The 22429-nt window shown below is 75.2% G+C and carries 18 protein-coding genes; 10 read left to right on the plus strand and 8 right to left on the minus strand.

The genetic code is table 11. The features are described 5' to 3' along the window. Positions 1-7: 7 nt before the first annotated feature. Positions 8-1039, minus strand: coding sequence for a heat-inducible transcriptional repressor HrcA (gene hrcA / locus MWU57_RS10645; RefSeq protein WP_106268409.1), 1032 nt, complete (start codon positions 1037-1039; stop codon positions 8-10). A 524-nt stretch (positions 1040-1563) separates the two neighbouring features. On the opposite strand from hrcA, the gene MWU57_RS18110 reads away from it, so the two are divergent. Continuing rightward, the gene (locus MWU57_RS18110; RefSeq protein ID WP_308221170.1) at positions 1564-4404 is read left to right on the plus strand and encodes an AAA family ATPase; all 2841 of its coding nucleotides are present in this window, start codon (positions 1564-1566) and stop codon (positions 4402-4404) included. A gap of 72 nt (positions 4405-4476) precedes the next feature. Continuing rightward, positions 4477-5358, plus strand: a complete 882-nt coding sequence (locus MWU57_RS10660) for a DUF3097 domain-containing protein (RefSeq protein ID WP_106268413.1) — start codon at positions 4477-4479, stop codon at positions 5356-5358. Here the strand turns inward: MWU57_RS10660 and MWU57_RS10665 are convergent, their stop codons facing one another. Next, on the minus strand, positions 5359-5895 hold the full coding sequence (locus MWU57_RS10665) for a DUF4282 domain-containing protein (protein WP_106268415.1): 537 nt from the start codon (positions 5893-5895) through the stop codon (positions 5359-5361). 118 nt (positions 5896-6013) lie between these two features. Here MWU57_RS10665 and MWU57_RS10670 point away from each other — a divergent pair, with 118 nt between their 5' ends. Together MWU57_RS10670 and MWU57_RS10675 are read left to right on the plus strand one after the other, a co-directional pair. Next, positions 6014-6412, plus strand: coding sequence for a DUF4870 domain-containing protein (locus tag MWU57_RS10670; protein WP_106268417.1), 399 nt, complete (start codon positions 6014-6016; stop codon positions 6410-6412). A 120-nt stretch (positions 6413-6532) separates the two neighbouring features. Continuing rightward, entirely contained in the window at positions 6533-6991 is a 459-nt protein-coding gene (locus MWU57_RS10675; RefSeq protein WP_106268419.1) for a DUF4870 domain-containing protein, read from the plus strand. 3 nt (positions 6992-6994) lie between these two features. On the opposite strand, the gene hemW is transcribed toward MWU57_RS10675, so the two are convergent. After that, positions 6995-8278, minus strand: coding sequence for a radical SAM family heme chaperone HemW (hemW, locus tag MWU57_RS10680; protein ID WP_106268421.1), 1284 nt, complete (start codon positions 8276-8278; stop codon positions 6995-6997). Position 8279: 1 nt separating this feature from the next. After that, positions 8280-10154 (minus strand): translation elongation factor 4, encoded by a 1875-nt coding sequence (lepA, locus tag MWU57_RS10685; RefSeq protein WP_106268423.1) that lies wholly within the window; start codon positions 10152-10154, stop codon positions 8280-8282. Positions 10155-10297: 143 nt separating this feature from the next. Between lepA and MWU57_RS10690 the strand changes: the two genes are divergently transcribed. The 4 genes from MWU57_RS10690 to rpsT all read left to right on the plus strand — a co-directional run bounded on the left by MWU57_RS10690 (position 10298) and on the right by rpsT (position 12957). Then, positions 10298-11065: a maleylpyruvate isomerase family mycothiol-dependent enzyme gene (locus tag MWU57_RS10690; protein WP_246909147.1), complete on the plus strand. Its 768-nt coding sequence runs from the start codon at positions 10298-10300 to the stop codon at positions 11063-11065. 105 nt (positions 11066-11170) lie between these two features. Then, positions 11171-11959, plus strand: coding sequence for an enoyl-CoA hydratase/isomerase family protein (locus tag MWU57_RS10695; RefSeq protein ID WP_106268425.1), 789 nt, complete (start codon positions 11171-11173; stop codon positions 11957-11959). A gap of 43 nt (positions 11960-12002) precedes the next feature. Further along, positions 12003-12545: a type II toxin-antitoxin system PemK/MazF family toxin gene (locus MWU57_RS10700; protein ID WP_165800013.1), complete on the plus strand. Its 543-nt coding sequence runs from the start codon at positions 12003-12005 to the stop codon at positions 12543-12545. Between the two features lie 151 nt (positions 12546-12696). After that, the gene (gene rpsT, locus MWU57_RS10705) at positions 12697-12957 is read left to right on the plus strand and encodes a 30S ribosomal protein S20 (RefSeq protein WP_106268427.1); all 261 of its coding nucleotides are present in this window, start codon (positions 12697-12699) and stop codon (positions 12955-12957) included. Between the two features lie 113 nt (positions 12958-13070). Here the strand turns inward: rpsT and holA are convergent, their stop codons facing one another. Then, positions 13071-14096 carry a DNA polymerase III subunit delta gene (holA, locus tag MWU57_RS10710; protein ID WP_246909150.1) on the minus strand — a complete coding sequence of 342 codons (1026 nt, stop codon included), beginning with the start codon at positions 14094-14096 and terminating at the stop codon, positions 13071-13073. A 58-nt stretch (positions 14097-14154) separates the two neighbouring features. Here holA and MWU57_RS10715 point away from each other — a divergent pair, with 58 nt between their 5' ends. Both MWU57_RS10715 and MWU57_RS18405 read left to right on the plus strand, forming a co-directional pair. After that, positions 14155-15294 (plus strand): glycosyltransferase family 4 protein, encoded by a 1140-nt coding sequence (locus MWU57_RS10715; protein WP_106268429.1) that lies wholly within the window; start codon positions 14155-14157, stop codon positions 15292-15294. Positions 15295-15370: 76 nt separating this feature from the next. Next, the gene (locus MWU57_RS18405) at positions 15371-17563 is read left to right on the plus strand and encodes a LuxR C-terminal-related transcriptional regulator (protein WP_246909152.1); all 2193 of its coding nucleotides are present in this window, start codon (positions 15371-15373) and stop codon (positions 17561-17563) included. Positions 17564-17696: 133 nt separating this feature from the next. On the opposite strand, the gene MWU57_RS10725 is transcribed toward MWU57_RS18405, so the two are convergent. The 3 genes from MWU57_RS10725 to MWU57_RS10735 form a co-directional block, all read right to left on the minus strand. Further along, positions 17697-20120 carry a ComEC/Rec2 family competence protein gene (locus tag MWU57_RS10725; RefSeq protein WP_246909154.1) on the minus strand — a complete coding sequence of 808 codons (2424 nt, stop codon included), beginning with the start codon at positions 20118-20120 and terminating at the stop codon, positions 17697-17699. After that, positions 20117-21103, minus strand: coding sequence for a ComEA family DNA-binding protein (locus tag MWU57_RS10730; RefSeq protein WP_246909156.1), 987 nt, complete (start codon positions 21101-21103; stop codon positions 20117-20119). Before MWU57_RS10730 ends, MWU57_RS10725 begins: the two co-directional genes overlap by 4 nt. A gap of 93 nt (positions 21104-21196) precedes the next feature. Beyond that, entirely contained in the window at positions 21197-22111 is a 915-nt protein-coding gene (locus MWU57_RS10735) for a DegV family protein (RefSeq protein WP_106268437.1), read from the minus strand. Positions 22112-22429 lie beyond the last annotated feature (318 nt).

Genomic DNA, 22429 nt, shown 5'->3' on the forward strand with positions numbered 1-22429 from the left:
GCGTGGCTCAGCTCGGCAGCACGCGGGAGAGGTAGCGGGCCACGGCATGCACCGAGGCGATGGTGCCGGGGTAGTCCATCCGGGTGGGCCCGATCGAGCCGAGGGTCGCGACGGGGTCGCCGCCGGACCCGTAGTCGGAGACGACGACCGAGGCCTCGGTGAGGCCGTCGAGCCGGTTCTCGTGACCGATCCGCACGCCCACGCCGTCGCTCGACATCTCGGTCAGCAGACCCAGCAGGATGACCTGTTCCTCGAGCGCCTCCAGCACCGGGCTGAGCCCCTGCTCGAAGGTGGACTCGGAACGGGCGAGGTTGGCCGTGCCCGCGAGCACGATCCGTTCCTCGTTCTCCTGGCCGAGGGTGTCGACCACCAGGTCCGCCACGGCGCCGGCGACACCCGCCAGGTCCGGGCCGACGGCCTCCACCACGGCGGCGAAGGCGACGGGCAGCTCCGCGAGCCGCTTGCCGGCGGCGGCGGCGTTGAAGCGGGCACGCAGCTCGGCCAGGGTGACCTCGTCGAGAGCGCTGACACCGTCGGCGGTGCCGGGCAGCTCGCAGAAGCGCTGCTCGACCCGCCCCGTGTCGGTGATGACGACGACGAGCAGGCGGTCGCGGGCCACCGGGACGATCTCGAGGTGGCGCAGCCCGGACCGGCGCAGCGACGGGTACTGCACCACGGCCACCTGGCCGGTGAGCTGGGCGATCAGCCGGCCCGCCCGGACCAGGACGTCGTCCAGGTCGACGGCCTCGGACAGGAACGTCTCGATGGCCCGCTTCTGCGGGATCGTCAGGGGCCGCACCTCGGCGAGACGGTCGACGAAGAGCCGGTAGCCGGCGTCGGTGGGCACCCGCCCGGCCGACGTGTGCGGCTGGGCGATGTATCCCTCCTCCTCGAGCGCCGCCATGTCGTTGCGGATCGTGGCGGGCGAGACACCGAGGCGGTGCCGCTCGGTCAGGACGCGCGAGCCCACGGGCTCCCGGGTGGTGACGTAGTCCTCCACGATGGCGCGCAGCACCTCGAGACGACGTTCCTCGCTCACTCCTGCGCCTCCCTCCACCGAGCACATCTGGCTGTCGTTCGCGCGGCCGTACCTTTAGCACTCTCGATCGCTGAGTGCCATCCTACGCGTCTCCACGGACACCGACACGGACCGGCCCCCGTGCCGGCGTGAGGTACCTCAGGGGCAGCGACGGCCCGGCCGGTCGCGAGAGACGAGGCGGCTGCCCGATGCCGACGCCTGCCTCAGACGCCCAGGCTCGTCGTACGGAGGGCCGAGCGGCGGCCCGCCTTGACCACGGAGGCGACTATGCACCCCCTCGAGCACCACACGCTCCACCGTCTGCAGGAGTCGGAGCAGGTCCGGCGCGCCGAGCGGGTGCGGCAGGCCAGGGAGCGCGATGCAGCCGGTCCCCGTGTCCCGGCGACGGCAGGCCCGTCGTGGCTCCGGCTCCCCCGCCTCGCCGTGCGGGGGCGCCGGCCGGCATGAGCGCGACCCTGCGACCGGACCTGCGCCCGGACCTGCGCCCGGACCTGCGCGGCAGGATCACCTGGCACGATGGCAGGGTGCCACTCGATGCCTCCCCGCTGGTCGGGCGCGCCGGCCAGCTCACGACCCTCCGCGACACCCTGGCGGCGGCCGTGCACGGCCACGGCGACACCGTGCTGCTGTCCGGCGAGGCCGGGATCGGCAAGACCCGGCTCGTCACCGAGCTCCTCGCCGCGGTCGACGACGACGTCCTCGTCGTCCGCGGCCAGTGCGCGGACTCGGGGTCCGGCCCCGTGCCGTACGCCGGGGTGGAGGGGGTGCTGCGCGACGTCGTCGCAGCCCTCGGCACCGCCGACGCCCTCGCGGCCGCGGGGCCCGCCGCGGACGCGCTCGGCGCCGTCGTGCCCGGGCTCGTCGACGTCCGGCCCGACGTCGGCGCCGGCCGCGCCCCCGATGTCCTGGCCGACCTCCTCGCCACGCTCGCCACCGAGCGGCCGCTGCTGGTGGTGATCGAGGACCTGCACTGGTCCGACGACGTCGCCCGCGCCGTCCTGGCGCGCCTCGCCCGCGCCGCACGCACCACCGCCCTGTGCGTCGTGGCCACCTACCGCAGCGACGACGTCGGCCGGCGCCACCCGTTGCGCGCGACGCTCGCCGAGCTCGACCGCGCCCGGCTCGTCACCCGCGTCGAGGTGCCGCGCCTCGGCGAGGCCGAGGTCGCCGAGCTCGCCCGCGCCGTGCTCGACGACGGCGACGCCGACATCCTGGACGGCACGGACCTGGCCGACCTCGTCGAACGCTCCGAGGGGGTGCCGTTCTACGTCGAGGAGCTCGCGTCGTGCCTGGACGAGGACATGCCGACCTCGCTGCGCGACGTGCTGCTCCTGCGCTACTCCCAGCTCTCGGCCGACGCCCAGACGTTCTGCCGCCTCGTGGCCGCCGGGGGCGCCCGCGCCACCCACGACGTGCTCGAGGCCGTGCTGGGCGGAGACGCGCTCGCCGCCGCCGAGCCGGCCGCCCGCGAGGCCGTCGACGCCCTCGTGCTCGTCGTCGAGCCGGACGGCTACCGGTTCCGGCACGCCCTGATGCAGGAGGCGGTCGACGCCGAGCTGCTGCCCACGGAGAGCCGCCGCCTGCACACGGCGTACGCCGAGGCGCTCTCGACCGGCCCGGCCACGGTGGCCCGGCTGGCCGAGGTCGCCGACCACTGGTGGCGGGCGCGCGTGCTCGACCGGGCGCTGGCCACGGCGGTCGCGGCCCAGGCGGCGGCCGGCGACGACGCGGCGGTGTCCACGGCCGTGGCGCTCGGCGAGCGCGCCCTCGAGCTGTGGGAGACCGTCGACGACGCCGCCTCGGTGGCGGGGACCACGCACCACGAGCTGCTCCTGCGCGTCGCCGACGCGCAGAAGGACGCGACGCGGCTGGACCGAGCGCGGACGTTGGCCCGCCAGGCCCACGCCGAGTGGCCGGCCGACGACCCCGCCGGCCGCGCGTGGTCGCTGGCGGTCGCCGCGACGTACGCGCTGCGCACGGGCGACGTGGCCGGCGAGGAGATGCTGCGCGACGCGTTGGCCATCGCGCCGACGGACGACCCGGCGGCGCTGGCGGCGATGCTCCGCCTCCAGGCCCGGGCGGCGATGCTCGCCGGTCGGACCGACGAGGCGGTGCGCGCGGCCACGGCCGGCATCGAGGCCGCGACGGCGGCCGGGGACACCTCGACGCTCTCCGCGCTCGTCAACGCCCGCGCCCTGGCTCGGATCAACGCCGGCGACCTCGACGCCGTCGGCGACCTCCAGGAGAGCCGGCGGCTGGCCGGCGACGACTGGCCCTCGCTCGCCCGGTACTTCACCAACGCCTCGGACACGCGGATCAAGCTCGGGCACTTCGACGAGGCACGCCGCATCGCCCAGGAGGGCGCCGACCGGGCCCGGGCGCGCGGGGCCGGCCGGGTGAGCTTCGCCATGCTCGAGGGCAACGTCACCGAGGCGCTGATCTCCCTGGGCCGCTGGGACGAGGCGGCGGCCTGGTACGAACGCGCCACGACGCTCGTCGAGCCCAGCACGTACGCGGTCTACCTCGCGGAACGGTGGACCTGGCTCACGCTGTGGCGTGGCGACGTCGACCGCGCCGTGACGATGGCCCGGCGGCACCGCGCGGTGTGGCTGCGGCACGAACGCCTGGAGTTGCAGGTGCGGTCGCGCGTGCGCAGCACGCTCGCCGAGATCGCGCTGGCCCGTGACGACCTCGACGACGCCCTCGAGCTGGTCGCCCCGGTCACCGCACCCGCGTGGCTCTCCGGTGCGTACGCCCTGCCGGTCCTCGCCGTCGCCGCCCGCGCCGTCGCCCGGGCCAGGGAGGCCGGTCGCGAGACCGACACCGCGCCGTTCCGTGCCGCCCTGGAGCGCGCGTCGTTCTGGCCCACCCACCCCGTGTGGTCGGCGGTGTTCGACGCCGAGCTCGGCGAGGGGCCATGGGCCGCCGTCGCGCGCCTGAGCCCCGACGACGGCGCGCCGGCACACCTGCGGCCCTACGCCCTGTGGCGCGACGGCCGGCAGCGGCTCGAGACCGGCGACAAGGCCGAGGCCCGCGCCCTGCTGACCCGCGCCGTCGAGGCGGCCGGAGCCATCGGCGCGGGGTACGTGCGGGACCGCGCGGCAGCCCTCCTCGACGACGCCGGTCCCGCGGTCCCCCGCCGGGCCCCGCACCAGGACGTCCGGACGGGGATCGGCGGGCTCACCGACCGCGAGCGCCAGGTGCTCGAGCTCGTCGCCGCGGGCCTGACGAACGGCCAGATCGCCGAGCGGCTGTACATCTCGCGCAAGACGGCGTCCGTGCACGTCTCGGCGATCCTGCGCAAGCTCGGCGTCGCCTCCCGCACCGAGGCGGCCGTGGTCGCCCGCACGGCGGTCGGCGGGTAGCCCGCCGGCCCGCCGCGGTGGCGAGCGTGTCGGTCACCGCGGTCCGCGCCGTCGCTGCCTAGGCTCACCCGCGTGCACGACCGCTACGGATCCGACGTCCTCGCCGCCGCCTCGAACCGCGCCCCGGGCGCCCCGGACGGGTCGGCGCACCACCGCCGTCGCCCCTCGTCCCGGCCGCAGCCCGCCGAGCACGGCCTCGTGGTCGAGGAGGTGCAGACCGGCTGGGTGGGCGCCGTCGTCCGCGTGGAGAAGTCGGGCGGGATGCACCTGGTGGTGCTCGAGGACCGGCGCGGCAGGACGCGCTCGTTCCCCCTGGGCCCGGGCTTCTGGGTCGACGGGCAGCCGGTCGAGCTCACCGCACCCGTGACGTCGCGTGCCCCCGCGGCGCCAACCCGGACCGCCTCCGGCTCGGTCGCCGTCCACGGCGCGCGCGCCCGGGTGGCCCGCGGCTCGCGCATCTGGGTGGAGGGCAAGCACGACGCGGAGCTCGTCGAGAAGGTGTGGGGCGACGACCTGCGCGTCGAGGGCGTGGTCGTGGAGATGCTGGACGGGGTCGACAACCTCGCCGACGCCCTGGCGGACTTCGCCCCCACGCCCGAGCGTCGGGTCGGGGTGCTGGTGGACCACCTGGTGCCCGGGGCCAAGGAGCAGCGCCTGGCCGACGCCGCGCTGCGCACCGTCCCCGCCGGCACGGTGCTCGTGCTGGGTCATCCCTACGTCGACGTCTGGCAGGCGGTGCGGCCGGCCCGGGTCGGGCTGCCGGCGTGGCCCACGATCGACCGCGGCACCGAGTGGAAGATCGGCATCCTGCGTGAGCTCGGGTGGCCGGCGTCCGGCCCCGCGGACGTGGGCCGGGCCTGGCAGCGGATCCTCGCCTCGGTCCGGGACTTCCGAGACCTCGACCCGGCCCTGCTGGGCCGGGTCGAGGAGCTCATCGACTTCGTGACGGCGTGATCAGAGCATCCCGTCGCGACGGGCGTAGTGGTTGACCTTCTCGGAGATCGACACCACGGCGAGGTAGAACTCGAGCGTGATGCGGGCGATCGCCAGGTAGACGAGCGCGATGATCCAGCCGAAGAGCAGGAACCCGATACCGGCCCAGACGCTGTTGGAGAACGCCGCGACGAGGGCCACCAACCAGCCCAGGGCGATGAGCACCGTGACGATGACGTAGACGATCTTGACGACCTTGGGCGTCACGTAGTTCAGGAACGAGTAGTCGAACAGCGCACCGAAGAAGCCCTTGGTGTCGTTGCGCGCCACGTCCGCCGCCGACGACGCCGCCCCCGCGTAGAACGACGGCTCGCCTGCGGGCGGCTCGCCCACCGGTCGCTCGCCGATCGGCTGCTGGTACGGCTGGGCGGGCTGCTGGGAGGGCTCCCGCTGGTACGGCTGCTGGGGGTAGGGCTCCTGCGGCGGCGGTCCTGGGGACGGCGGCGGGTTGTAGGGGTCCTCCGGCTCGCCCGGCGGCCTCGGCGTGCTCTCGCTCATGATTCCTCCTCATCGGTGGGCCGAGACCACTCTCCGGTGCTCCGCCAGGACGCGCCACCGGAGCGCCCGAATCGTCCGACATCTGGGAACGCGCACCGTCCTCTGCCAGGATGGATGCATGACCCACACACCGCCGCCGCCGCCCGAGCAGCCCTACGGGCCCAGGCCGCTGTCGCAGTCCGACGAGCGCACGTGGGCGATCCTCGCCCACATCGGCCCCCTCCTGGTGGCGGCCGTGACCGGCGGGACGCTCGGGCTGCTGGCCCCGCTGATCATCTGGCTCGTGCTGCGCGACCGCAGCGCCTTCGTCGCCGACCAGGCCAAGGAGGCGCTGAACTTCCAGATCACGCTGCTCATCGTGGTCATCGTCGGATGGATCACCACCCTGATCCTCATCGGCTGGCTGATCCTCGTCGCCGCCTGGATCACCGGACTGGTCCTGGCCATCATCGCGGCCATCACCGTCAACCGGTACGAGGCCTACCGCTACCCGCTCACCCTGCGTCTCGTGAAGTGACGGCCCGCCGAGCGGGTGAAATGACCTCAACTCCGGGTCAAGTCACCCCTCGGCCTCGCTGCGCCCGGCTAGCGTGCCTGCGGACATTCCACGCATGACGACGCACGACGGAGGATCTCGTTGACCGAGCCGACACCGCCCCAGCAGCCTCAGCAGCCCCATCCCCACCCCCATTCCCACCAGCCGCCCCCTGCCCAGTACGCCGCCGTCCCGCCGGCCCCGGTCGCACCGGCCGACGAGCGGACCTGGTCGGTCGTCGCGCACGCCGGCGGGATCGTCACGTCGTTCGTCGTCCCGCTCGTCGTGTGGCTGATCTACAAGGACCGCAGCCGGCGCCTGGACGACCAGGGCAAGGAAGCACTCAACTTCCAGCTCACCCTGCTGCTCGCCTACGTCGGCATCCCGATCGTGTCCACCGTGATCGCGGTCATCCCGATCATCGGGCTGCTCAGCGTCTTCGGGATGTTCCTGGTGTTCGTCGCGTGGGTCGGCGCGGTCGTCTTCGGGATCCTCGGAGCGATGGCCGCCTCGCGGGACGAGTGGTACCGCTACCCGTTGACCATCCGCTTCATCAGGTAGCGGTCAGCCGACGCCGGCGGTCAGCTCGCGCACCACGGTGTCGGCGAGCAGCCGCCCCCGGCGCGTGAGCACCGCGCGCCCCCGCACGGCCGCCGTACCGTCCAGCAGCTCCCGGGCCACGAGCCCGGCGACGGCGCGGCGGCCGCCCGCGTCCAGGACCGTGAGGTCCAGCCCCTCGGCCAGCCGCACCCCGAGCATGACACGTTCCAGGTGCGCCTCGTCCCGGCTGAGCAGCTCGCGTCCGGCACCCGGCGACCCGCCGGCCTCGAGCGCGGCGGCGTAGCGCCGCGGGTGCTTGACGTTCCACCAGCGCACGCCGGCGTGCTCCCCGGCCGCGGCACCGCCGTCGGGCCCGGCACGTCCGCCGACGTAGGAGTGCGCCCCCGGGCCGATGCCCCACCAGTCGTCGCCCCGCCAGTAGGCGAGGTTGTGCCGGCAGGCATGCTCGGGCCCGCGGGACCAGTTGCTCACCTCGTACCAGCCGAGACCCGCCGCGGTGAGCAGGTCGTCCGCGATCTCGTACTTGACGGCCTGGTCGTCCTCGTCCGGCAGGCGGACCTCGCCGCGGCGTACCTGAGCGGCCATCTTGGTGCCCGCCTCGACCACGAGCGCGTACGCCGAGACGTGGTCGACGCCCGTGGCCAGCGCGGCCTCCACCGAGGTCCGCCAGTCGTCGGTGGACTCCCCCGGCGTGCCGTAGATGAGGTCGAGCGAGACGTCCAGGCCCGCCTCCCGCGCCCAGCGCACCACGTCGGGGACGCGGGCGGGATCGTGCGTGCGCTCGAGCGTGGCCAGCACGTGCGGCACCGCGGACTGCATCCCGAACGAGACGCGCGTGAACCCCGCCTCGGCGAGCACGGCCAGGGACTCCGGGGTCACGGAGTCGGGGTTGGCCTCCGTCGAGACCTCGGCGTCCGGCGCCAGGCCCCACGCGTCGCGCACGCCGGTCAGGACGCGGGCGAGATCCGTGGCCGGCAGCATGGTCGGGGTACCCCCGCCGAAGAACACGGTCGACACCGGCCGGTCACCCAGGCCCGCGCGGTCCAGGACGCGAGCGGCCAGGTCGACCTCCCGCAACGCCGTCGTCGCGTAGGCGAGCTGCGAGGCGCCACCACCCAGCTCCGAGGCCGTGTAGGTGTTGAAGTCGCAGTACCCGCACCGCACCGAGCAGAACGGCACGTGCACGTACACGCCGAACCGGCCGGCGTCGTGCGCCCCGTGCCGAGCCACGAAGGAGGGCAGCGCGCCGTCGGCCGGGACGGCCTCGCCGTCGGGAAGGGCCGGCACGCTACTTCTTCTTGTCCTTGGTCTCCTTGCCGCCCGCGCCGTCGGAGGACAGGGCGGCGATGAACGCGTCCTTCGGGACCTCGACCGACCCGATGTTCTTCATGCGCTTCTTGCCCTCCTTCTGCTTCTCGAGCAGCTTGCGCTTGCGGGAGATGTCACCGCCGTAGCACTTGGCGAGCACGTCCTTGCGGATCGCGCGCACCGTCTCGCGGGCGATGACGCGAGCGCCGACGGCGGCCTGGATGGGCACCTCGAACTGCTGGCGCGGGATGATCTCCTTGAGCTTGGCGGTCATCTTCACGCCGTACTCGTAGGCCGCGTCCTTGTGCACGATGGCGCTGAACGCGTCCACCTGGTCGCCCTGCAGCAGGATGTCCACCTTGACGAGGTCCGCGGCCTGGTCGCCGACGGGCTCGTAGTCCAGGGACGCGTAACCCCGCGTGCGGGACTTCAGGGCGTCGAAGAAGTCGAACACGATCTCCGCCAGGGGCAGCGTGTAGCGCAGCTCGACCCGGTCCTCGGACAGGTAGTCCATGCCCTGCATGGTGCCGCGCCGGTCGGTGCACAGGCCCATCACGGTGCCGACGAACTCGCTGGGGGCCAGGACCGTGGCCTTGACCACGGGCTCGCGGACCTCCTTGATCTTGCCGCCCGGGAACTCGGACGGGTTGGTCACCTTGACCTCGGTGCCGTCCTCCATCGTCACGTCGTACACGACGTTCGGGGCGGTCGAGATGAGGTCGAGATCGAACTCGCGCTCGAGGCGCTCGCGCACGATCTCGAGGTGCAGCAGGCCGAGGAACCCGACGCGGAACCCGAAACCGAGCGCCACGGACGTCTCCGGCTCGTAGTTCAGCGCGGCGTCGTTGAGCTTGAGCTTGTCGAGCGCGTCGCGCAGCGTCGGGTAGTCGGAGCCGTCGACCGGGTAGAGGCCCGAGAAGACCATCGGCTTCGGCTCGGCATACCCGCCGAGGGCCTGGGTCGCCGGCTTGTTGGCGGTCGTGACCGTGTCACCCACCTTGGACTGGCGGACGTCCTTCACGCCGGTGATGAGGTAGCCCACCTCCCCCACACCGAGGCCGTTGGTCTTGATGGGCTCGGGCGAGATGACCCCGATCTCGAGCAGTTCGTGCGTGGCCCGGGTCGACATCATCTGGATGCGCTCGCGCGGGTTCAGGTCGCCGTCGATGGCGCGGACGTACGTCACCACACCGCGGTAGGTGTCGTAGACCGAGTCGAAGATCATCGCCCGGGCGGGGGCGTCGGGGTCGCCCACGGGCGCGGGGACGCGCTCGACGATGCGGTCCAGCAGCGGCTCGACACCCTCGCCCGTCTTGCCCGAGACCTTGAGGACGTCCGCCGGGTCGCCGCCGACGAGGTTGGCGAGCTCCTCGGCGTACCGCTCCGGCTGGGCGGCCGGCAGGTCGATCTTGTTCAGGACCGGGACGATCTCCAGGTCGTTCTCCATCGCCAGGTACAGGTTGGCGAGCGTCTGCGCCTCGATGCCCTGGGCGGCGTCGACCAGGAGCACGGCGCCCTCGCACGCGGCGAGCGAGCGGGAGACCTCGTAGGTGAAGTCGACGTGGCCCGGGGTGTCGATCATGTTCAGCGCGTACGGCTCGTCGCCGAGCTGCCACGGCATGCGCACGGCCTGGGACTTGATCGTGATGCCGCGCTCGCGCTCGATGTCCATCCGGTCGAGGTACTGCGCGCGTGCGTCGCGCGGCTGCACCACACCGGTGAGCTGCAGCATGCGGTCCGCGAGCGTCGACTTGCCGTGGTCGATGTGCGCGATGATGCAGAAGTTGCGGATCAGCTCGGGCGCGGTGGCGTTGGGCTGGATGCGCTCGCTCAGCGCGGGGGACGGGATGGGCAACGCGTCTCGCTCCGTCGGGTCGGGCCGGTCGGGATGGGCCTGGTCATTCTCCCATGCCACCGGCGGTCCGGTTGGCAGCACCTCGACGCCACGTGGCAGGCGCCGGCCTTCAGCACCGTCCCGCCGCCCTCTACCGTGACGGCATGACCACGCCCGCCCCCGCCGTCGACCCGTCCTCCGGCCGCCGCACCGACGGCGCGGCCGACCTCGACCGGCTGGCGCTGCTGGCACGGCTGCAGGAGGCCTTCGCCGCGGACGTCGACGGCGCGGACCCCGCCGCTCCGGTCCCGGCGTGCGGGCGCTGGCGGGTCCGGAACCTCGTGACTCACCTGGGCCGCATCCACCACTGGGCCGCCGGTCAGGCGCGCCGGGTCCAGGAGACCCCGCTCGGGCGCGGCCCGTTCGACCTCGCCCCGTTCTACGCCGAGCAGGCGGCGGAGGTCCGGGACACGCTGGCCGCGCTCGGCCCCGACGCGACCTCGTGGACCCTGCTCGGCAACGGCCCCGCCTCGTTCTGGCGGCGTCGGCAGGCCCACGAGACGCTCGTGCACCTGCACGACCTGCGCGCCGCACGCCTGGGCTCGGCCACCGCCGTCGGCCGCGAGGAACCCGTCGACGTCCCGGCGCCGGTCTGGGCCGACGCCGTGGACGAGGTCGTGCACCTGTTCGCGCCACGACAGGTCCGGCTGGGGCGGATGGACCCGCTGACCGCCGCCGTCGGGCTGGAGGCCACGGACCTGGGCTGGTCGTGGACCCTCGGCGACGGCGACCCTGCCGTCGTCGCCCGTGGGCCGTCGCGCGAGCTCGCCCTGGTCCTCTGGCGGCGCCTCACGCCGTCCGAGGCGGAGGTCGAGGTACTGGGTGACGCCGCGACGCTGCACACCACCTTGGCCGCACCGATCGTGCCCTGAGACACGGTCTCCCTCGCCAGCGGACCGCGGCCCCTGGTTGACTGACGGCCGACCGGACCGCCCGCCACCTCCACCCGCCGCGTCCCGCCCGTGAGGAGCACCCCCGTGCCGCACACCGTCACCGTCGAGCGCGACGACGCCGTCGCCGTCGTCACCCTGCAGCGGCCCGAGGCCCGTAACGCGCTCGACCTGGCACTCAAGGAGGACCTGCTCGCCGCGCTCGAGGAGGTGGGGGCGGACACCACGGTCCGGGCGGTGGTCCTGACCGGGGCGGGCCCGGCCTTCTGCGTCGGCCAGGACCTGCGCGAGCACGTCGCGTCGCTGGAGTCGGGAGCCTGGGCCACCCAGCGCACGGTCGAACGCCACTACGGCCCCCTCGCCGAGGCGCTGACCACGATGCCCAAGCCCGTGATCGCCGCCGTGCGGGGCGCGTGCGTCGGAGCCGGCCTCGGGATCGCGCTGGCGTGCGACCTGCGGGTGCTCGCCGACGACGCGGTGCTCGGCACCGCGTTCGGCGGCGTCGGCCTGACGTTCGACACGGGGCTGTCGGCCACGCTCACCTGGGCCGTGGGCGCGGCTCGCGCTCGCGAGCTCGTCCTGCTCGGGGAGACGTTCGACGCCGAGAGCGCCGTCGGGTGGGGCATCGGCGGCCGCGTCGTACCAGCCGCGGACGTCCTGCCGACGGCCCGCGAGCTCGCCCGCCGTCTCGCCGCCGGCCCGACGCTCGCCCACGCGGCCTCCAAGCGCCTCGTCGCGGCCGCGACGACCCGGCCGCTGACGGAGACGCTGGCCGCGGAGGCCGCGGAGCAGGACGCGCTCGGGCGCAGCGCGGACCACCGTGAAGCCGTCGACGCGTTCCTCGCCCGGCGCAGCCCGACGTTCACCGCACGGTGAGCTCGCGGGCGCACGGGTCCGCCACCGCCGTACGCTGACACCCGTGAGAACGCCTCGCTGGACGACGACGCTGCTGCGCGCCGCACGAGCCCTCGGCTCCCTGACCGGCGCCCGGCCACGGGGCGGGCGCCCCAAGGTCGGCACCTCGACCCGGACGCCCGGGGCTCCGCCGCCCCGCGCGACGACGTACCCGGGCGACTTCGTCGGGACGGTCCGCACGAGGTACTCCCCGCGCCCCGACGGCGCCCCGGACCCGGGCGAGATCGTCTGGACGTGGGTGCCGTTCGAGGAGGACGCCACGCGGGGCAAGGACCGGCCGGTCCTCCTGGTGGGGCGCGACGGGCCGTGGCTGCTCGGCCTGCAGCTCACGAGCCGGGACCACGACCTCGACGCCGAACGGGAGGCGCGGTACGGCCGGTACTGGATGGACATCGGCAGCGGTCCCTGGGACCGGCAGGGCCGGGCGAGCGAGGTCCGTCTGGACCGCGTGATCCGCGTGGACCCGGGTGCCGTCCGGCGGGAGGGCGCGGTGCTCGAGCGTCGCGCCTTCGACCGCGTGGCCGAGGCGATGGCGCGAAGGGTCTGAGGCTGGTAATCTAGTGCGCTGCGTGTCCGCCCAGGTCGGCGGGCACAGTCACAGCTCCTCTCCACGGGTTCCCCACCCCAGTCCCGGAGCTGCGGCCGCCCTCTACGACCTATCCGCTCGCCGACAGGCGAACACACCAGGAAGTACTCCAGTGGCAAACATCAAGTCCCAGATCAAGCGCATCAAGACGAACGAGAAGGCTCGTCTGCGCAACAAGACCGTCAAGTCGGAGCTGAAGACGCACATCCGCAAGGTTCGTGCCGCCGTCGCCGCCGGTGACAAGGAGGCCGCCACGGCTGCCCTGCAGACCGCGACGCGCAAGCTCGACAAGGCCGCGTCGAAGGGCGTCATCCACGCCAACCAGGCGGCCAACCGCAAGTCGGCCATCGCGAAGGCCGTCGACTCGCTCTGAGCTGACGCACAGCTGGTGCCGGAGGGCGCCGTTCCCCGTCGGGAACGGCGCCCTCTCGCTCGTGCGGCGCGGTCCGGGGCGAGCTGCCCGAGCCGAACGAGCGGCCCGAGCCGTCAGCGCATGCTGCGCGCGCGGGCGATCGTCAGGACGGCCTTCTCGACCGCATAGACCGGGTCGCGGCCACCACCCTTGACGTCGGCGTCGGCCTGGGCGACAGCCCCGATCGCCGCGGCCAGCCCCTCCGGCGTCCACCGGGCGAGGTCGCGGTTCGCGTTGCGCACCTGCCAGTCCTGGAGCCCCTGTTCCCGTGCGGTCGTCGCCCCGCCCCGGATGGCAGCGACCCGCGCCAGGGTGCGCAGCCGCAGGGCGAGGGCGGCCACGACGGGTACCGGGTCCGCACCGGTGTCCAACGCGTGCCGCAGGAGCGCCACCGCCGAGCCGGCATCCCCGGCGACGGCGGCATCGGCCACCTTGAACCCTGTCGCCTCGACGCGCCCGCCGTAGTAGCGGTCGACGGTCGCCTCCCCGATCGTGCCCGTGGTGTCGGCGACGAGCTGGGCGCACGCCGAGGCGAGCTCGCGCAGGTCGTTGCCCAGCGCGTCCACCAGCGCGCGCACCGCGGCAGGCTCGGCCCGGCGCCGGGCCGCCCGCAGCTCGCCGGAGACGAACGCCACCTTGTCGGCGTCGCGGCCGATGGCGTCGCACTGCAGCACCGGCGCTCCCGACGCCAGGATCGCGTCGAGCATCCGCTTGCCACGGTTGCCGCCGGCGTGCACGACGACGACCACGCCCTCCGGGTCCGGGGCCGCGACGTAGTCGACCACGTCGGCGACCAGGTCCTCCGTGCACGCCTCCGCACCGCGGACGACCACGACCTTGGCCTCGCCGAACAACGACGGGCTCGCGGCGACCGTCAGCTCGCCACCCACGTACGCGGCGGCCTCGAGCTCGACCTTCTCGACCTCCGGGTCGCGTGCCCGCGCCAGCTCCACCACGCCGTCGACGGCCCGCTCCGCGAGGAGCCCCTCGGGGCCGCGCACGAGCACGACCGGGGCGAGGGTCGGGTCGTCCCAGCGCCGGGCGTTCGCCGGGGCCTTCGGGCGGCGCGCGGAGCGGGAGCGCGAGGAGGTCGGTGGCACGGGTCCAGCCTGCCAGACCGCACCGACACCTCGCGGCCGCCCCCGGTAGCCTGAGCCGGTGCCTCGGACCCTCGTCGTCACGAACGACTTCCCACCCCGGCAGGGCGGCATCGAGACGTTCGTCCATGCGATGACCTCCCGGTTCGACCCTGCCGAGGTCATCGTCCACACCTCCTCGACGCCCGGGCAGGAGGCGTTCGACCGCAACCTGCCCTACCCGGTGGTGCGCGCCGACACCCGCATGCTCCTGCCGACGCCGGCCCGCACGCGGCAGGTCGTGCGGCTCGTCGAGGAGCACGGCTGCGACAGCGTGTGGTTCGGAGCCGCCGCGCCGCTGGGCCTGATGGCCGCCGCGCTGCGCCGCCGCACCTCCGTGCGTCGCATCGTCGCCACCACCCACGGGCACGAGCTGTGGTGGGCGCGCGTGCCGGGCACCCGCGCAGCGCTGCGACGCATCGGCCGGGACGTGGACCACCTCACCTACCTCTCCGACCGCACGGTCGGCACGCTGGCGGACGCCGTCGGTCCCGAAGCCGCGGCCCGAGCGGTGCGCCTCTCCCCCGGCGTCGATCCCGAGACGTTCGCGGGCACCGACCCGGCCGGCGGCCGGGAGGTGCGCGCGCGCTACGGGATCCCGCCGGACGCCCCGGTCGTGCTGTGCGCCGCCCGGCTCGTGGAGCGCAAGGGGCAGGACACGCTCGTCCGCGCGCTGCCCGCGGTCCTGCGGGACGTGCCCGACGCGCGGCTGCTGATCGTCGGCGACGGGCCCGACGCCGGTCGGCTGCGCCGCCTGGTCTCCGACCGCGACCTGGCCGACCGCGTGGTGCTGGCCGGCGGGCACCCCCACACCGCGATGCCGGCGTTCTACGCGGCGGCCGACGTCTTCGCCATGCCGTCGCGCAGCCGGCGCGGCGGGCTCGAGGTCGAAGGGCTCGGGATCGTCTACCTCGAGGCCCAGGCCGCGGGGCTCCCCGTGGTCGTGGGCAGCTCCGGCGGCGCGCCCGACGCGGTGCGCGACGGCGGTACCGGGTTCGTCGTGGACGGCACCGACCCGGACGACGTCGCCCGACGCCTGGTCGAGCTGCTCGCCGATCCTGCCCGGTGCCGCCGCATGGGGGCCGACGGGCCGGCCTGGGTACGAGGCGCCTGGACGTGGGACCAGCGGTTCGACACCCTGCGCCGGCTGCTCGCCGGCTGACGCCGTGGACCACCGTGCGCCCGAGCCCTTGCCGGCTCCCGCTGCTGCTGCCCGGCGCACGTGGTTGCATGAACCGGTGGACCGCAGCCCGACCGACGCGCCGACCTTCGCCGCACGCCGCACGCGACTGCTGGGCCGCGAGCAGGAGGTCCAGGCGGTCCTCGACGCCGTCGACGCGGCCAGCCAGTCCGTCGTGACCATCACGGGCGTGGGCGGGTCCGGCAAGACGTCGCTCGCCGTAGAGGTCGGTCACCGCCTCGTCGGTCAGTTCGGGCGCCGCTGGTTCGTGGACCTCACGGTCGTCGACCATCCCGAGGACGTGGTGGTGCACGTGCTGCACGAGGTCGGCCTGCGTTCCTCCCTGGGCGACCCGCACGACGTCCTCGCCGCGGAGCTCCGCCGCGGGCCGGCCCTGATCGTCCTCGACAACTGCGAGCACGTCCTCGACGCCGCTGCCCACCTGGTCGGCGTCGTCGCGGCGGCCTGCCCCGAGCTGACGCTCGTCGCCACGAGCCGGCGCCCCCTGGACGTCCCCGGCGAGCGCCGTCTCAGCCTCGGGCCGCTGCCCCTGACCGACGACGGCGCGCCGGGCCCGGCGGTGCGGTTGCTGACCGCACGGGCGAACGCGCTCGGCGCCCACGTGGACCCGACAGGTCCGGAGGGCGCTGCGCTGCTCTCCGTGTGCCGACGGCTCGACGGCCTGCCGCTGCCCCTGGTCCTGGCCGCCACCCAGCTGCGCTCGGTGACCCCGGCCGAGCTCGACGCCCGGCTCGCCGAGGGCCTGCGACTGCCCGCGATGCGTGGCGGCACGGCCCACCAGCGCACGATGACCGCCTCGCTCGACTGGAGCCTGGACCTCCTGACCCCCACGGGCGCCGACCTCTACCGCCGGCTCGGAGCGTTCGTGGGAGGTTTCGACGCCGCGCTGGCCCGCGACGTCTGTGCGCCCGGCACCCCGCCGGCCCAGGTCACGCAGGCGCTGGGGGAGCTCGTCGACCACTCGCTGCTGGCCGTCGACACCGCCGGCGTCGCGACGAGGTACCGGATGCTCGCCGTCGTCCGCGAGCACGCCCGCGCCCACCTCGACGACGAGGCCCGCACCGAGGTGACCGCCGCCCACCGACGCGCCGTGCTGGCCCGGATCAGCGCGCAGCGCGACCGCGACCGCTACTTCTCCCCCGACCAGATCCGCGAGCTCGAAGAGCTGCACGACGACGTCGTCGCGGCCATCGACAGCGCCATCGCCGCACGCGACGCACCCACCCTCGTCGCCCTGCTCACCGGCACCATCCGGTTCTGGCGGGTCACGGGCCGCATCCGGTTCGGGCTGGACCGCAGCAAGGCCGCCATCGCCGTCCTCGAGGGCTCCGGCCGCGCGGTGCTCGAGTACATGCTCGCCGACCAGGAGCGCATCCTCGGCCTGCTCGACGACGCGGCCGAGCACGCGCACGACGCCCTCGAGAGGATCCGCCGCGGCGAGCCGGCCGCGTGGTTGCCCTTCGCCATCGCGGTCACCGGTGACGTCGCGGCGGCCCAGGGACGGTTCGACGACGCCCGCGACGCCTATCGGCAGGTGCGCGCGCTGTACGACCCGCAGACCGACCCCCGCCTGCACGCTCTGTGGTGCGCCAACCTGGGCGGGATCGAGCTGGAGGCCGGCCAGGACGCCGCCGCCGAGCAGCTCCTCGAGGAGGCACGCGAGATCTTCGCGGTCCATCCGCCGGTGTGGCTGGCCGGCCGGGTGCAGGGCCATCTCGGTGTCCTGGCGCGCCGCCGCGGTGACTTCGGCTCCGCGGCGACGCTCCTCCTCGGGGGGCTCGACGACCTGGCACCCTACAACGCGCTCGCCGAGGCCGCCCCGCTGGTCGACGAGCTCGCCCTCGTCCTGGCGGCCACCGGCCGGGCGCAGGACGCCGCCGACTGCCACCGCGCCGCCGCGGAGATGCGGCGACGCATGGGGTCTCCGGAACCGGAGGACACGGAGACCATGGGCGGCCAGCCGGCCCTGTCCATCGCCGAGGTGGTGGCCCTGGGGCGGCGGACGGCGTTCCACAGGCACGGCACCGACCTGCTCACGCCGCGCGAGCTGGAGGTGGCCGAGCTCGTGGCCGACGGCCTGACGAACCCGCAGATCGCCGAGCGGCTCGTGATCTCTCCGGGCACGGCCCGCACCCACGTGGAACGCATCCGCACCAAGCTGGGTGTCGGCTCCCGCGTGCAGGTGGCCCGGTGGGTGCTCGAAGAATACGTCGAACGACAGACGCGCTGAGCACCCCCGACGGCGCACGATGGACCGGCTCGGGCACGGCGATCGAGACGCCGTGCCCGAGACGATGTGAGCCGTTCCCCCGGCGGCTCACCGTGACGCGTCGGTGGCGCCGGCCGTGCCGGTGCCACCGATGTCACGAGCGACGCGCGCAGGTGAGCTCCAGGCCGCCCTCGCGGACCGTCAGCGCCGACGTCCCGCACTCGTCCGTCCGCACGATGCGCGAGCCCACCGCCGCGTACAGGGCGAGCGCCGAGCTGGTGGGGTGGCCGTAGTCGTTCTCCCCGACCGGCACCAGCGTGACGCGGGGGGCGAGGAGCCGGGCGAGGTCGGCGGACTGCGACGCCGAGCCGTGATGGGCCATCTTGAGCACCTCGACCGGTCCGTCGGGCAGCCCCGACGGAGCGAGCAGCCCCACCAGGCGCTCCTGACCCGGCTCCTCCAGGTCGCCGAGGGCGACGACGTCGATCCCGCTCCCCGTCCGCAAGGCCAGCGCCACGCTCGCATCGTTCGCCGCGCCCGCGCCGCCGCCGGGCGCCGGGTCGGCCGCCAGCACCTGGTAGGTCACCGTGCCCGCGGCACCTCGCTGTCCGGTGGTCCCCGCGGAGACCGGCACGCCGGCGTCGGCCAGCGCGCCCCGTGCCCGACCCGCAGGCGCGGCCGGGTCGTCGAGCGGCGAGACGACGGCGGCACGCACCGGGCGACCGGCCAGCACGGCGTCCAGGCCGCCGACGTGATCGGTGTGGAAGTGGCTCAGCACGAGCAGGTCGATGCGCTCCACGCCCAGCCGCTCGAGGCACCGCGCTGCCGCGTCACCCGGCGGACCGACATCGACGACGACGGCGGCGCGCGCTCCGCTGCGGATCGCCAGGGTGTCGCCCTGGCCCACGTCGCACGCCACCACCTGCCAGTCGTCCGGCATCCCGCCGGGCACCAGCCCCGGTGCCAGTCGTGGCCCGGCCGTGACGAGCAGCGCTCCCCCGGCGAGCAGGACCACGCTCAGCGCCCCGACCAGCAGACCGCGTGCCGGGCGCGCTCGACGGCCCGAGGCAGCGGCACGGCGCCACGCCGCCGCCAGCAGGGCCCCGGGGGCACGCCCGGGAGTACGCACCGGACCGCGTGCCGGGGGCCTGCGCAGGGCGGCCCACAGCACCGCCGTCGTGCCTGCCGCCAGCAGCAGCGCACCACCGACACCGCCCGGCCACGGCAGGCTCGCCCCCGGGAGGGCCGCGAAGAACCGGGCCACCGCCGCGATCCACGCCGTCGCGACACCGGCGACCCACGCGACGGCGAAGGCCACCGCGGGCGCCCAGGGTGCCAGGAGCGTCGCCACGAGACCGAGCACGGTGGCGGGCACGAGCGCGGGCGCCGCGAGCAGGTTGGCGGGCACCGCCGTCGCCGGGAGGGCCGGGTCGAGGAGGACGAGCAGCGGACCGCAGGCCGACTGCGCCGCGAGCGGGACCGCGACGGCGAAGGCGAGGACGCGCCCGCACCACGGGTCCAGGCGCCGGGCGATCGGGCCCGTGAGCAGGATGATGCCCGCCGTCGCGGCGCACGACAGGGCGAACCCGAAGGACCGCGACATCCACGGGTCGACGACGAGCAGCACGGTGGAGGCGACCGCGAGCGCCGGCGGCCCGGCGGCGGGCCGTCCGAGCGCCAGGGCGAGCAGGGTGACGGAGCAGGTCCAGGCCGCACGGAGCACGCTGGGCTCGGGCCGCACCAGCAGCACGAACCCGACCGCGCCGACGACGAGGAGCACCACCCGCGCGGCGCGGGGCAGGCGCAGGACCGCGCAGGCGACGGTGAGCGTCGCCACCACGATCGCGAAGTGGCTGCCGGACACCGCGGTGACGTGGGTCAGCCCGGTGGTCCGCATGGCCTCGTCCAGGTCGTCGGGAAGCCGGGTGGTGTCACCCACCGCCGCACCCGGTACGAGGCCCCGCGCCTGCGGCGACAGCCCCTCGGTGACCTCCAGCAGCTCCGCGCGCAGGACTGTCGTCGCCCGCAGCACGGGACCGGGCGGAGCGGTGACCCGCACCGCCGTCGCGCTCGCCGAGGCGGCCGTGCCCGCGCCGATCCCCGGCGGGCCGAGACGCACGTCGGCGACCACCACCGCCCCGTACCGCGGCGGCGGCCCCGGCGCGGTCACCTCGACATGGCCGCGTGCCGACGAACCCGTGCCTCGCGCCCAGACCTGCGTCACGGCGACCTGCCACCGGTGGCCGTCGCCGAACGTCGCCGGACGCGGCTCGGTCACGACCGTGCCGCGGAGCGTGGCGACGGCGCCGTCGGCGGCGAGCTGCGGCAGCGGTGCGCGTGCCGCGGCCTGGCCGTGCACCGAGCCGGCGAGCGCGACGAGGCAGGCGCCCACGAGCAGCAGATGGGCCACGACGGCACGCCCGGAGCGACGCAGGACGACCAGACTCCCGAGCGCCACGACGGCACCGCCGACCCCGACGGAGAGCACCACCACGCCGTCGGTCGCCGCCCCGCTGAGGCACCATGCCGCGGCCCAGACGACGAGCGCCGCCGGGGCCAGCCGCAGGTCCTGCGTCACAGCACGACGAGGTCGCGCACGTCCGTCAGCAGTGCGGGTCCGATCCCGGAGACCTCCGCCAGCTCGTCGACGCGCGTGAACGGGCCGTTCTCCTCGCGCCAGGCCACGATGCGCTCCGCGATCACCGGACCGACGCCGGGCAGCGCCGTCAGGGCGTCGGCGCCGGCGGTGTTCAGCGCCACCGGAGCGGCGTCCGCTGCGGGTTCGCCGGGCGTGCCGCCGGGTGTGCCGCCCGGCAGTGCGACGGGCGGGTCCTCCCCCGGCGCCGGGACACGGACCTGCTCCCCGTCCACGACGGCGCGGGCGAGGTTGAGCGCAGCCAGGTCCGCCTCGTCGGTCGCGCCGCCTGCGGCCTCCACGGCGTCGGCCACCCGGGAACCGGCCGGCAGGTCGACCAGACCCGGGTCGGCGACCTGCCCGGTGACGTGGACGACGACGCCAGGGGTCGACGTCGTGGTACCCACCTCCGTCGCCGGGTCGGTCGCTGGGGCGGCCACCGGGTCGGTCGCCTCCTCGGGCCCTGCCGGGGCGAGCGGGTCGGTCGCCGCGTCGCCCGGCGCCTCCGCCCGGAGGGGCACCTCCTGCGAGGACTCCTCGACCGCGACACCGAGGTCCTCGGTGCTCCCGCCGGAGAAGTGGGCGACGGCGGCGACGGTCAGCCCCAGGACCAGGACCACGGCGCAGGCGGCGACGGCGGCCGGGCCGGACAGGGCCCAGCGGCGACGTGTCGCACCGTCGTCCGGCGCCACCGGGTGGCCGTGCGCCGCGCCGTACGCGGCGGCCACGTGCCCGGCGGACCGCCGGGCACGCAGCCGCTCCACCAGCTCAGGGTCGGGCCCGACGCCCGGGCCCCCACCGCCCGCTCCCGGCACGGATGCCCGGTCAGGTGCGGGCGGTCCCGGAACCGACTCGTCGAGGGCTGCCCGCAGGGCGTCGAGTCGTGCGGCGGCGTCGGTCGTGCGCGGCGTGGCGGAGGTGGTCACGGCCCGAGGCTAGGGACGGTGCCGCGCCGTGTACCGCCCTCGGACGAGCGCTGTGGACACGCACTCCCTGGGGGTGGGGTCCGCCGGCTCGGCCTACCAGGGACCGCCCGGCTCGAGGTCGTGGACGTGCCCGCCGCGGTCGACGACCATGACCGCCAGCGCCCCCGGCCCGACGTGCGCGCCCAGCACGGCGCTGACCGGGGTCACGACGGGCTGCAGCCCGAGCCGGTCGGCCAGCACGTCGGCCACCTCGGCAGCCCGTTCGGGTGCACCGAGGTGGTGCACGGCGACGGCAGGCCGGGTGGCCCGGCGCGCTCGCTCGACGGCGATCGTCACGAGGCGGGACACGGCGGCCCGGCGGGTCCGCACCCGCTGGACCAGCTCCACGTGGCCGTCCCGCACCCCCAGGATCGGCCGGACGCCGAGCGCGGTGCCGAGGGCCGCCGCCGGGGCGGAGAGGCGCCCGCCACGGCGCAGGTGCTCCAGCGAGTCCACCAGGAACACCGCCTCCGCCGAACCGGCGACCTCGCGGGCTCGACGCGCGACGTGCTCGGTGTCGCAGCCGGCCGCAGCACACCGGGCCGCCTCGACGGCCGCGAACCCAAGGGCCATGGCGGCGGTCCGCGAGTCGACGGCACGCACCGGGATCATCGCCCGGTGCCCGGCACGCTCCGCGGCGGCGAAGGTGCCCGACAGCTCACCGGACAGGTGCACGGAGACCACCGAGCGGGCGCCGTCCGCGACGAGCTCCCGGTACGCGTCCGAGAGCTCGGCCGTCGCCGGCTGCGAGGTCGTCAGGCGCTCGCCGCCGGCGATGCGGGCGGCGACGTCCTGCGGACTGACGTCCACCCCCTCGCGCAGCGTGCCGTCCTGGGTGACGACGTGCAGCGGGACCACGAGCGGGCCGTGCCCGAGCCCGTCCCAGAGGTCGGCGTGCGCCGCGCCGTCGGGCGCGGGCAGGCAGGCGGTCGAGTCGGTCACGACGCGCACGGCGGCAGTATCAGGCATCGCTGCCGAGTGTAGGCGAGGGGCGCCGCGGCGGACGCGCCGCGACCGCGCACCCCGTCTCCACCGCGCGCGGATCGCGCCCGGTCGCGTTAGCGTGCACGACATGCCCGACGACGCCGAGCCCGCCGCCCACGCCGCGGTCCGGGCCGTCGGAGGCGCCGTCGTACGCCCCGACCGGGCACGCACGACCGTCGGCGAAGCCGATGCTCCGGAGGAAGGAAGGCGCGCAGCAGGGCGTGCCCGACACCACCGTCCGGGCCTCGGCGGCCGGCACCGTCCCTGAGACAGGGGGAGGTCACGTCGTCGGGTGCCGGAGCC

Source organism: Isoptericola sp. S6320L (genome assembly GCF_023015685.1).
Taxonomy (GTDB): Bacteria; Actinomycetota; Actinomycetes; order Actinomycetales; family Cellulomonadaceae; genus Isoptericola; species Isoptericola halotolerans_A.

Coding starts and splice junctions, on each gene's coding strand:
- MWU57_RS10665 (WP_106268415.1), bottom strand. CDS start 5,895: ATGAGCGAGAGCACGCCGAGGCCGCCGGGCGAGCCGGAGGACCCCTAC.
- MWU57_RS10670 (WP_106268417.1), top strand. CDS start 6,014: ATGACCCACACACCGCCGCCGCCGCCCGAGCAGCCCTACGGGCCCAGG.
- MWU57_RS10690 (WP_246909147.1), top strand. CDS start 10,298: ATGACCACGCCCGCCCCCGCCGTCGACCCGTCCTCCGGCCGCCGCACC.
- MWU57_RS10735 (WP_106268437.1), bottom strand. CDS start 22,111: ATGCCTGATACTGCCGCCGTGCGCGTCGTGACCGACTCGACCGCCTGC.